Genomic DNA, 11272 nt, shown 5'->3' with positions numbered 1-11272 from the left:
CTAAACCGCCTCTTCGCTTTGCTGACGCCGCCAGAGCTGCGCATAACGTCCCTCCTGGACCAGCAGATCGTCGTGGGTGCCCTGCTCAATGACCTCGCCCTGCTCCAGCACTACAATACGGTCGGCTTCCGCAATGGTACTCAGACGATGCGCAATGGTCAGCACGGTGCGTCCGCGCCCGGCCTGCATCAGCGCGTCCTGGATCTCGGCTTCTGTCTCACTGTCCAGCGCCGATGTGGCCTCATCAAGAAGCAGGATCGGCGGGTCTTTGAGCAGCGTGCGTGCAATACCTACCCGCTGTTTCTCCCCACCGGACAGCTTTAGCCCGCGCTCGCCCACGGTGGTCTCATACCCGTCGGGCAGCGACAGGATGAAATCGTGAATCTGAGCGGCCTTCGCAGCCTCCTCAATGCCTTCCTGCGTGGCCCCGTCGCGGCCGTAGGCGATGTTGTAACGGATCGTATCGTTAAACAGCACCGTATCCTGCGGCACCACTCCGATCGCCTTGTGCAGACTTTCCTGGGTCACCTGGCGCACATCCTGACCGTCAATGCGCAGAGCGCCGCCACCAACATCGTAGAACCGGAACAAAAGCCGCCCGATGGTCGATTTACCTGAGCCGGTGGAGCCTACGATGGCGACCGTCTGGCCCGGTTCGGCGACAATGGACACACCCTTGAGGATCTGACGGTCGTCGTTGTACCCAAAACGCACGTTATCAAGCTCAATCCGCCCGCCGGTTACCTCAAGGGGACGCGCATCCGGCGCATCGGTAACTTCAGCGGGCTGTTCGAGCAGGTTGAACATCTCGCCCATATCAACGAGCGCCTGGCGGATTTCCCGATAGACCGTCCCCAGGAAATTCAGCGGCACGGTAATCTGCACCATATAGGCGTTGACCATGACAAAATCGCCCACCGTCAGGTCGCCGCGCTGCACACCCACAGCCGCCAGAACCATCACTCCGATAAGTCCGCAGGTGATCAGGAAAGACTGCCCGAAGTTGAGAAAAGCAAGGCTGTAATTGGTCTTGATCGCGGCCACTTCGTATTTCGCCATAGCGCTGTCATAACGGCGCGCTTCACGCTCTTCGGCGGCGAAGTACTTTACCGTTTCAAAGTTCAGCAGGCTGTCGATGGCTTTCTGGTTGGCGTCGGTGTCCTGGTCGTTCATCTCGCGGCGCAGTTTCACCCGCCATTCGGTCACAGCGAAGGTGAACCAGACGTAAAGTCCAATGGTTACAGCAACGATCAGCAGATACCAAAGATCGAAAACCACCGCGAGGATGATCCCCACCAGCGCCAGTTCCAGTATCAGCGGACCGATGGAAAACAGCAGGAACCGCAGCAGGAATTCCACGCCCTTGACGCCGCGCTCGATAATGCGGCTCAAACCGCCGGTCTTGCGCGTGATGTGATAGCGCATGCTGAGCGCGTGAATATGGTTGAATGTTTCCAGCGCCAGCATCCGCAGCGCACGCTGTCCCACACGGGCAAAAACCGCGTCGCGCAACTGTTGAAATCCGACAGTCATCAGCCGTGCAACACCGTAGGCCACCGTCAGCCCGATGGCCCCGAGAGCCAGCATTGGCACGCCCTCTTCGGCGAGAGCATCCACGGCACCTTTGTAGAAAAACGGGGTCGCGACAGAAATCAGCTTCGACAGGATGAGCATCGCCATGGCCAGAACAACCCTGCGGCGCACCCACTGCGGGTCCTGTGGCCAGAGGTAGGGCATGACCTTGCGGATCGTGCGCAGACCTGAGCGGCGTTCCTGTTCCGCGGTGCGCTCATCTGCTGCGGTGGTATCGTCCTGAGCTGTGGTGTCGGCGGGCATGAAAAATCCTGGCAGATCGGTAAGGTCTGTTACCTAATCCTTTCACCCCCGCTTGGCCAGTCGGCGGGACGCATAACCTGCCCTGGAGGTTAATTATCGGCCGGCAGATCAAAGACCTGCCCGGGATAGATCAGGTCCGGATCCCGGATCGCTGTCCGGTTGGCCTCAAAAACCTGAACATAGAGCAGGCCCTCGCCATACCGGTCGCGTGCAATCGCCCAGAGCGTGTCACCGGCCTGTACGGTAATCGCGCGTACCGGTCCGTCCTGTTGCCGGTTTGCAGCCTGTGCTTCCGCCAGCACCGCCGGTTCTTCGCGTTTGAACGGGGTCTCGATGCGGCTGGTGACCTCACCCTGCGCACTAACGGCATCCACCCGCAGCGTGTAGATGCCCGCATCCACATCCGGCACCTCACCTCGCCAGCCGCCCCCGGCATCCATCGGCAGCGACAGGATCGCGCGGTTATCGAGATATATACGGACCTCGCTTGCGTCACTCCCCGCCCGACCGGAAAGCTGCACGACACCGTCGTTGGAATACCCGATGGTATCGAGCTGAATGCTGTCCGGCGGCGTGGGCGCATTCTGCAAAAGCGACACGCCTTCGGCATCCGATCTCAGAACAGCAATCTCCGGCAACGCGGGGGTGCCGGTCTGCGGCGTCTGCGGCGTCTGCGGGGTCTGCGGGGCCTGTGCAGTGGCTGAGGGTGCAGGTTCAGGCGTCGTTTGCGGATCTGCGCCCGCGCTGTCGCGAGGGGGGGCAACAGTCCCGGTATTTTCTGCCGCAGCAGTGCTCCCGGAAGAAGTTGCGGGTGCGGCACTCACAACCGCCGGATCCGTGGCTTCGGTATTGGTCGCTGAAGCTTCAGACGTCGGGGGGGTTTCCGCCGCACCGTTCCCACCGGCCACTTGCGAGGGCGCTTCGGCGGAATTGTCTGCAGCGTCAGGTGGGATGATCTGACCCGCAGCGGCGTCGGCGGCTGTATTCGCGTCGCTTGTCGGGTCTCGCGCATCGCCGTCGGAGGCCTCAGCCGCACCGGCCTCGGGCGCAGCCGCCGCGCCGCTCTGCGCCAGCGGTACGGAACTGCTTCCGGAAGACCCTGAAGCCTCCTGGCCGGGTAAAGCTCCGGACGCGGGTGCGGGTGCGGCCTCAGCCACCACGACCGGCGCCGCGACAGGAGCGAGAATAACCTCACCTGCCGAGGCTGTCACAGCCTCTCCGTCTATGGATTCGAGCGTCAGGACGCGCGCCGCATCAGACGCACCGATCACAGCAACAGCAGCGAATGCGCCGCGGGCATCGGCTTGCGCAACGGCAGCCTCTGCACCATCCAGCAGAATGCGCACCTGGCTTCCCGGGGCCGCGCGGCCGGCAACGATCAGTAAGCCGTCACCGTCCACCCGCACCTCATCGATGGACGGCACAACCGAAGGCTCGTTTCCGGCGTTCCCGTTCACAACCTCTGTTGAAGCATCCCGGTTGACGGACAAACCGGGTTCGTCGCTGCCGGCAGGAGACCCGCCCGCACTTTTGCTTTCGTCCGGGACCGTTTCCTCCGGCGCCCCGACCGGAGCGACCGGCACAGGCATTGACGGCGTGCCTGGCGCGGGTGCCTCTTCCGTGTCCCCGGTGCCGGGAGCCACAAGCGCAGAGAGTTCCTCCTGAGTCGGCCCGTCACTTTGCCGCATGCCAAGATAGGTACCCGCGGCGATCACAAGCGCAATCACGATACCGGCCGTCAGCAGCCCTGAGCCACCTCGTCCACCGGCTTCCCCCCTGTCGCTCATAACCGTTTTCTCTTTTTTGTGTATCGCCTTACGCGAGCAGAGCGCAGACATTGAGCCTACATAGCAACTGCTTTAACACGGGTCAAAACCCATCATGTCACTTTCGGGACATGATCCGTGACATGAGACATGAAAGGATCCGATATGCCCCCCAGATCTGTCTGCGTCTATTGCGGCTCACGACCCGGCAGTGACCCCGCCTATATGGCAGCCGCCGAAGCGGTTGGCAGAGTGCTCGCAGATGAAAACTGGCGGCTCGTCTATGGCGCAGGCGACGTGGGGCTGATGGGCGCGGTCGCCCGCACCGCTCAGTCGGCAGGGGCACAGACTTTCGGTGTGATCCCACAGCATCTGTTGGCATGGGAGGTCGGCAAAACCGATCTGACCACTTATGTGGTCACCGAAACCATGCACGAGCGCAAGAAAGTGATGTTCATGAACTGCGACGCCGTGGTTGTTCTGCCCGGCGGGGCCGGCTCGCTGGATGAACTTTTTGAGGTCCTGACATGGCGGCAGCTCGGACTGCACGAAAAGCCTGTTTTTCTTGTGAATACAAATGGCTACTGGGATCCTCTCACAGCTTTGCTGCGCCACGTGACGGACAAGGGATTTGCTGCGGACAGCCTGCACGGGTTCTATCAGACTGTCAAAGATGCCGAAGAATGCCGCGTGGCATTGCGCAAAGCGCTGGCCTGAGCCCGGACCGGCGGCCCCGGCATAACCGGCCCTCCGCAACGGGCTCCGGCTCAGACCATTCTGCCCCGGGCGTTGACGCGTCACTCAGTTCAGACGAAGGTCACGCGAAATATCACTTGCTCTGAAACCGGAGTTCTCTCATGTCACTGCCCGATGAAATGAGCGGCGTTATTCTGACCGGACACGGCGGCCCGGAGATGCTCCACTGGCGCGACGATCTGCCTGTCCCGCAACCTGGCCCGGGCGATGTGCTCATTCGTGTCGCGGCCGCGGGTGTCAACAACACCGACATAAATACCCGCGTCGGCTGGTATTCGCGCGGAAATAATGACGCAGAAGACGCAACATGGGGCGGAACTCCGCTGGCCTTTCCGCGCATTCAGGGGATCGACGTCTGCGGCACAATCGCGGCCACGGGCCCGGGCGTCGACCCGGCGCGTGCCGGACAGCGCGTGATCGTCGAGCCCTGCCTGAGAGAAGCGAACGGCGCACTCCTGCAACAGCCCTGGTTTCTTGGATCAGAATGTGACGGCGGCTTTGCGCAATACTGCCGGGTCGCCGCGCGCCACGCGTGGCCGGTGCAGAGTGCCCTGAGCGATGCAGAACTCGCCTCCTTCCCCTGCTCGTATTCCACGGCAGAAAACATGCTGACCCGTGCCGGCGTTTGTGCCGGCGACACCGTACTCGTCACCGGATCGTCGGGCGGCGTCGGCTCGGCTGCGGTACAACTTGCAAAAGCCCGCGGCGCACGCGTGATTGCTGCGACCAGCCCGGCAAAGGCGGACGCCCTGCGCGCACTTGGTGCGGATGAAACGCCGGACCGCTCAGGCAGCCTTGCAGAGCGTATCGGGCAGAACAGCGTGGATGTTGTTCTTGATCTTGTGGCCGGCCCCGACTGGCCTGTGCTGCTCGATTTGTTGCGGCCGGGTGGACGTTATGCCGTTGCAGGGGCGGTCGGCGGGCCGCTGGTGGAGCTTGATGTGCGCACGCTATACCTCAAAGATCTGAGCTTTTTCGGATGCACCGCGCTGGATCAGGGGGTGTTCGCCAATCTGATTAACCGCATCGAAAGAGAAGAAATCCGCCCGCTGGTCGCGGAAACCTGGTCGTTGCGCGATATCGGCAAGGCGCAGGAAAGCTTCGCCGCAAAGAGCTTCACCGGCAAGATTGTCCTGAACGTCGACTGACACCCGCACCTGAAAATGCAAACTGATGCGACGTGTATCCATTGCTAACTGCGAGCCGGTTTCCTCCGGTCCCAGACAATTTGAAAAAAATTATATCTTTTTTTGGTTTCTGTGACCCTGTTCACATCGGTGGCGCTGAATTCGGGGTAAAACAGATCAAACGGAGGAAGAAACCATGCACAGTCATTACACAAGAATGCGCCGGATCTGCAAAGCTATCGCGGGGGCCGTCGGATCCTGTCACGATATGCAGTCACGGCTGAACACTTACCGCTGACGAACCGCGCGCCTTAGCAGTGATGAACCCGGCGAGGGACCATCAGGGACCTGCAAACATAATCGCACACGCCGGCGCGCAACATAAAAAAGACCCGGTCGCGAAATGCGCCGGGTCTTTTTGCGTCAGTCAGTAACGGGCGATGGGCTTCAGAGACGCGAGGCCACGTTTTCCCAATTCACCAGATTGTTGAGGAAGTTTTCCAGATAAGCCGGGCGCTTATTGCGGAAATCGATGTAATAGGAGTGCTCCCACACATCACAGCCCAGCAGAGCCGTCTGACCAAAACAGACCGGATTTACGCCGTTTTCCGTTTTTGTCACTTTCAGGCTGCCGTCAGTGTCTTTCACCAGCCATGCCCAGCCTGAGCCGAACTGGCCCGCACCTGCAGCTGAAAACTTTGATTTGAACTCATCGACTGAGCCAAAGCTGTCGGTGATCGCCTTTTCCAGCTCGCCGGGCATGCCGCCACCATCCGGGCCCATCATCTCCCAGAACTGATTATGGTTCCACAGCTGGCTGATGTTATTGAAGATGCCGTTCTGCGCCACGGCGGAGGGATCATAGGTGCCCTTGATGATCTCTTCGAGCGATTTATCCGCCCATTCGGTGCCCTCAATCGCCTTGTTGCCGTTTGTCACATAGGCGTTGTGGTGCAGATCGTGGTGGTATTCCAGTGTCTCTGCGGACATGCCTTTGGATGCCAGAGCATCATGTGCATAGGGAAGATCAGGTAGTTCAAAAGCCATTTCGGGGCCCCCTTTCAAAATTCATGGGTGTACTGTCACATGAAGCACACCCTTCACCTGTTTCAAGGTTTAACAAAGATAAAAGTTCCGATATCGCGCATTTCCGGGACCGCACAGGCCTCTGATGCGGATGGCGCGCTGAAAAGGCGGTTATATGCGTGATTACTCAGTACGCGGCGTGCAGCTGCCTTTGCCGGAAAACCGGTCGGGATACCCGTCGGGGCTGGCGTGGACGGAAATCCGGTTGGTCTTCTTCGACAGGGTAGCGGTGTACTCAAACGCGGCAGTGTGCTGATTGTCGCTGTTCTTGATATTCTTCAGCGTCCAGCGGATTGTCATCCTGCGATCGTTGTTCCGGCTGATCTGTGCTTCAAGCGGCGTGTCGTTGAAGCGCAGAATAACCTGATCTGAGACCATCACCTCGCCGCTGTTCAGCGCGACAATCGCGATTTTATCAGCGATCCAGTACAACCGGTCTTTCTTGTCGGTGATGTTACAATCGTAGAGAATGCCTTGCGGCGTCGCCGCCACAGCGGGCAACGCCCAGACACAGATGACCAAAGCACTCAGTAAACGCAGCATAAATTTCCCCAACCAGATCCCGCCGGCAGCGACGGGGTGCGCGGCTCAGTCGAGTCGCGCAGACGCTTCATGGTTGCATTGCACCCTGCCGGGGGTCAAGTCGCGGCTCAGAACGCGTTAACCTCCGACCCCGGCTGCGCTGCAACCCGGAGCACATCAAAGACGTATCTGGCCTGGCTGCGAAAACAGATGATGTGAAATGTATCAGCCGCCGGCATCCTGAAGGCCGCGGCAACCTGACCCATGCGCGTGCGCCGGAACATGCCTGGCTCAAAGCGACCGGGCGCGAGATCCACAGGGCAGAGCTTGGCCATCACTTCGCGCGCAAAAGGCCCGCTGACCTCAAAGGCCGCGCGCGCATCAGACACATTCACAACCAGGCTGTGCGTGTTTCCGAGCGCATCCTGCGCTGCCTGAAGACTGGCCGCGACCTCACCGTAGCCGCAGAGCAAGAGGACCTCATCCGGGGACATGCGGCAGGCGGTTTTCCCCTTGTCCGAGAGGGCCTCACCGAGAGCCGGCATCTTCAGCCCGACCGCGTCCTTCACAGCTTTTTTCAGCGCCGGGGCCCCCATATCACCGCGCAGTGTGATCATTCCCTGCAGGGGCAGTTCGCGCACCGTTACAATGCCGGTTGAGGATGATGCCCCGTTCAGGGCGGACAGAGGCTCAGACATTCTGTTTCTCCCCTTCTTTATCGTAAAAAACCGGATCAACGATTTTCGCCCGGTAGGTCGCGCCTGCCGTGCCCGGAAACTCAATCACCTCGCCGATGCGGTCCGGCCCGTTCAGCACCAGCCCCATGGCAATCCCCCGGTCCAGCGTGGCCGAGTGATAGCTTGACGTCACGCGTCCGATCACATTGCGCTGGCCATTGGCATTGGTGCCCGTGCCCACAGCATAGGCGCCATCAGGCAGCACCGCCCCCGATATCGTCTCCAGCCCCACCAGCTTCCAGCGGTCCGGGTCCGTCATGTGGCTGCGCTCCTGCGCGCGCTTGCCGAGGAAATCGTCTTTCTTTTTCGAGATCGCCCAGTTCAGACCGAGATCCTGCGGGATCACCGTGCCGTCGGTTTCGTCCCCGATCATGATGAACCCCTTCTCGGCGCGCAGCACGTGCAGGGTTTCAGTGCCATAAGGCATTACGCCCAGATCATGGCCCACCACCATCAGCGCGTCCCAGAAGGCCTGACCCCGGCTTGCGTCAATGGCAATCTCATAGCTCAGCTCGCCTGAAAATGAAATCCGGTAAACGCGGCACTCAAAGCCACCAAGCAATCCATCCGCCCACTCCATGAACCCCAGCCCTTCGGCCGAGACATCCAGGCCGCCGAGCTTTTCCAAAGCCGCACGCGCATTCGGTCCGACGACAGCGATCTGAGCATATTGCTCGGTGATGTTGGCCACATAAACCTGCCAGTCCCACCACTCGGTCTGCAGCCATTCTTCCATGTGCTGGTGGATATGCTCCGCCCCGCCTGTGGTGGTGTGGCACAGGAACGTGTCCTCATTGATGCGCGCGACCACGCCGTCGTCGATCAGAAAACCGTTCTCAGAGCACATCAGACCATAGCGGCACTTGCCCGGCTTCAGCGTGCTCATCATGTTGGTGTACATCATGTCGAGGAACTTCGCCGCGTCGGGGCCTTTCACGATGATCTTGCCCAGCGTCGAAGCATCGAGCAGCCCCAGGTTCTGCCGCGTGTTCAGCACCTCGCGGTTGACGGCATCCGCCACCGTTTCGCCGCTGCGCACATAGGCATAGGGCCGCCGCCACTGGCCAACCGGCTCCCAGTGCGCGCCGTTGCTGTCATGCCAGTCGTGCATGGGTGTACGCCGCAGCGGCTGAAACACATCGCCGCGCGCCTCCCCCGCGACAGAGGCCAGCGAAATCGGCGTATAGGGAGGACGGAAAGTCGTGGTACCCACTTGTGGGATCTCCGCACCCATCGCTCCGGCAAGCGTGGCGAGACCGTTGATGTTACTCAGTTTTCCCTGATCCGTAGCCATGCCGAGGGTGGTATACCGTTTGGCATGTTCGACGCTTTCAAAGCCTTCCTGAGCTGCCAGCTGCACGTCACTGACCTTCACGTCATTCTGATAATCCAGCCAGGCTTTGGAGCGCAGCTTATAGGGCGCGCGCTGTGGCATGAGCCAGACCGGCATCATCGGAGCCTCTGTCCCGCTCTCGCCCACCGGGGCCTTTTCGCTGCCCGGTTTAAAACCCGCACCACGCGCGGCGGACTGGCCCGCGGAATGAGCATCAGACAAAATTTCGCTCAGCGACATCATACCGTTAGCGGCTCCGGCAGGGGTCACAAAAGGCGCGCCGTCCACACCCGTTGGTGCTTTATCCACATCCGGGCGGAACATGGCCTGACCTGCATCCCACGTCAGCTTTCCACCGCAGTGCGACCACAGGTGCACGACCGGCGACCAGCCCCCGGACATTGCCACTGTATCGCAATAAATCTCCTCGACCACATCGCCCTCGCCGGACTGGCTGCAGACGGTGACACCGCTCACCCGCTTGCCGCCCTGTACGGCCGCGATGCCGTGCCCCATCAGCACACGAATACCCAGCGCTTTGACCTGTTCCATCACCGGGCTGTCCTCGGCCAGCACCCGCGCATCCAGGATCGCCTTGACCGTCAGACCCGCATAATTAAGGGCGATCGCAGTCTGGTATGCGTCATCGTTGTTGGTCACAACCACCGTGCGGTCCCCCGGCGAGACGCCGTAGTTGACAACATAATCCCGCACTGCCGAGGCCAGCATAACGCCAGGCACATCGTTTCCGGCGAAGGACAAGGGCCGTTCAATGGCCCCCGTCGCGGTAATGATCCGGGTCGCTCTGATCCGCCACAGCCTGTGCCGCGGCCCCTCTTTTTCCGGCGCGTTATCACGCAGTTGCTCGTATCCCAGCGCATAACCATGGTCATAAACACCGGCTCCGGTCATCCGCGTGCGCATCGTCACACCCGGCATTGTTTCCAGTTCGGAAACGATTTGTTCCACGAAGTTGTCCACAGGCGCGCCGTCCACCGTGCCGCCATCGACCACAGCCCGTCCGCCCCAGACGGCGGTCTGTTCCATGAGGATAACACGGGCACCGCTTTTTGCCGCTGCATGTGCCGCCTGCAACCCGGCGACACCGCCACCGATCACCAGCACATCGCAGAATGCATAGAAATGCTCGTAAGTGTCCGCATCGCCCTCTTTGGGCGCCTGACCCAGACCGGCAGACTGACGGATAAAGGGCTCATAGACATGCTTCCAAAGCGGGCGGGGGTGGATAAACATCTTATAGTAGAACCCGGCCGGCAGAAACCGCGCGAGTTTGGTGTTGATTGCACCGACGTCGAACTCGAGGCTCGGCCAGTGGTTCTGGCTGCGCGCCGTAAGCCCCTCGAAAAGCTCGGTTGTAGTCACCCGCTGGTTGGGCTCGAACCGCGCGCCCTCGCCCATGTTTACCAGACCGTTGGGCTCTTCCGCACCCGACGCCACGACTCCGCGCGGGCGGTGATACTTGAACGAGCGGCCGATCAGCATCTGATCGTTCGCGAGCAACGCGGAGGCCAGCGTATCGCCCTCGCAGCCTTTCAGCGTTCTGCCGTTGAAGCTGAAGGAGATGGATGTGTCGCGGTTGACCAGCCGGCCTCCCGTTGCCAGACGTTCACTCATGAGAAGCCCCTCCAGGACCAGCCCGGCTGTTTTTCGGAAATGGCGGATTTCAGTCCGGCAGGAGGTTCGACCGTCTGCGCAGGGTAGACACCGAAGACCTCAAGCGTGGTTGTGGAACGCGCGGCATGAAACCACTTGCCGCACCCATAAACATGCCGCCAGCGTTCAAAATGCACGCCCTTCGGGTTTTCACGCATAAAGAGATATTCCTCAAAGTTCTCCTCGGAGCTCCCCGGGCCAAAACGTTTCAGATGCGCCTCGCCACCGGCATGGAATTCGGTCTCTTCGGCTGTCACACCGCAGACAGGACAGGTCAGGATCAGCATGGAACACTCCGTTCAGATAAGGCCTGCGCAGACACAAGAAAGCCCACTCCCCGAAGGACACCAGAAAAACCTGTGAAACATCCGGCGGGCTCACCTGCCCCCGGCTGCACCTTCGACAGCGGCTGCGGCACCGGCCGCTTCACCGGCT

General features: G+C 60.7%; 9 protein-coding genes. 2 read left to right on the top strand and 7 right to left on the bottom strand.

What is annotated here, in order from left to right; translation table 11 throughout:
* Both Q0M35_RS13765 and Q0M35_RS13760 read right to left on the bottom strand, forming a co-directional pair.
* Positions 1-1836 carry an ABC transporter ATP-binding protein/permease gene (locus tag Q0M35_RS13765; protein ID WP_295316266.1) on the bottom strand — a complete coding sequence of 612 codons (1836 nt, stop codon included), beginning with the start codon at positions 1834-1836 and terminating at the stop codon, positions 1-3.
* 89 nt (positions 1837-1925) lie between these two features.
* Positions 1926-3623: a LysM peptidoglycan-binding domain-containing protein gene (locus tag Q0M35_RS13760; RefSeq protein ID WP_295316264.1), complete on the bottom strand. Its 1698-nt coding sequence runs from the start codon at positions 3621-3623 to the stop codon at positions 1926-1928.
* A gap of 144 nt (positions 3624-3767) precedes the next feature.
* Between Q0M35_RS13760 and Q0M35_RS13755 the strand changes: the two genes are divergently transcribed.
* A complete protein-coding gene (locus tag Q0M35_RS13755; RefSeq protein WP_295316262.1) occupies positions 3768-4319 on the top strand; it encodes a TIGR00730 family Rossman fold protein in 552 nt (183 codons plus the stop codon).
* Between the two features lie 140 nt (positions 4320-4459).
* Complete coding sequence (locus Q0M35_RS13750) at positions 4460-5506, top strand: alcohol dehydrogenase family protein (protein WP_295316260.1); 1047 nt, start codon at positions 4460-4462, stop codon at positions 5504-5506.
* 426 nt (positions 5507-5932) lie between these two features.
* Here Q0M35_RS13750 and Q0M35_RS13745 read toward each other — a convergent pair whose 3' ends face one another.
* The 5 genes from Q0M35_RS13745 to Q0M35_RS13725 all read right to left on the bottom strand — a co-directional run bounded on the left by Q0M35_RS13745 (position 5933) and on the right by Q0M35_RS13725 (position 11124).
* Positions 5933-6532, bottom strand: a complete 600-nt coding sequence (locus Q0M35_RS13745; RefSeq protein WP_295316258.1) for a superoxide dismutase — start codon at positions 6530-6532, stop codon at positions 5933-5935.
* A 162-nt stretch (positions 6533-6694) separates the two neighbouring features.
* Entirely contained in the window at positions 6695-7114 is a 420-nt protein-coding gene (locus Q0M35_RS13740) for a hypothetical protein (protein WP_295316256.1), read from the bottom strand.
* A 107-nt stretch (positions 7115-7221) separates the two neighbouring features.
* Positions 7222-7791, bottom strand: coding sequence for a sarcosine oxidase subunit gamma family protein (locus Q0M35_RS13735; RefSeq protein WP_295316254.1), 570 nt, complete (start codon positions 7789-7791; stop codon positions 7222-7224).
* Positions 7784-10798, bottom strand: coding sequence for a sarcosine oxidase subunit alpha family protein (locus tag Q0M35_RS13730; RefSeq protein ID WP_295316252.1), 3015 nt, complete (start codon positions 10796-10798; stop codon positions 7784-7786). The genes Q0M35_RS13735 and Q0M35_RS13730 overlap by 8 nt, the downstream gene beginning before the upstream one ends.
* Positions 10795-11124, bottom strand: coding sequence for a sarcosine oxidase subunit delta (locus tag Q0M35_RS13725; protein WP_295316250.1), 330 nt, complete (start codon positions 11122-11124; stop codon positions 10795-10797). Before Q0M35_RS13725 ends, Q0M35_RS13730 begins: the two co-directional genes overlap by 4 nt.
* Positions 11125-11272 lie beyond the last annotated feature (148 nt).

The organism is Roseobacter sp., assembly GCF_024639605.1.
Taxonomy (GTDB): Bacteria; Pseudomonadota; Alphaproteobacteria; order Rhodobacterales; family Rhodobacteraceae; genus Roseobacter.
This window is presented reverse-complemented; position numbering and strand designations above follow the sequence as displayed.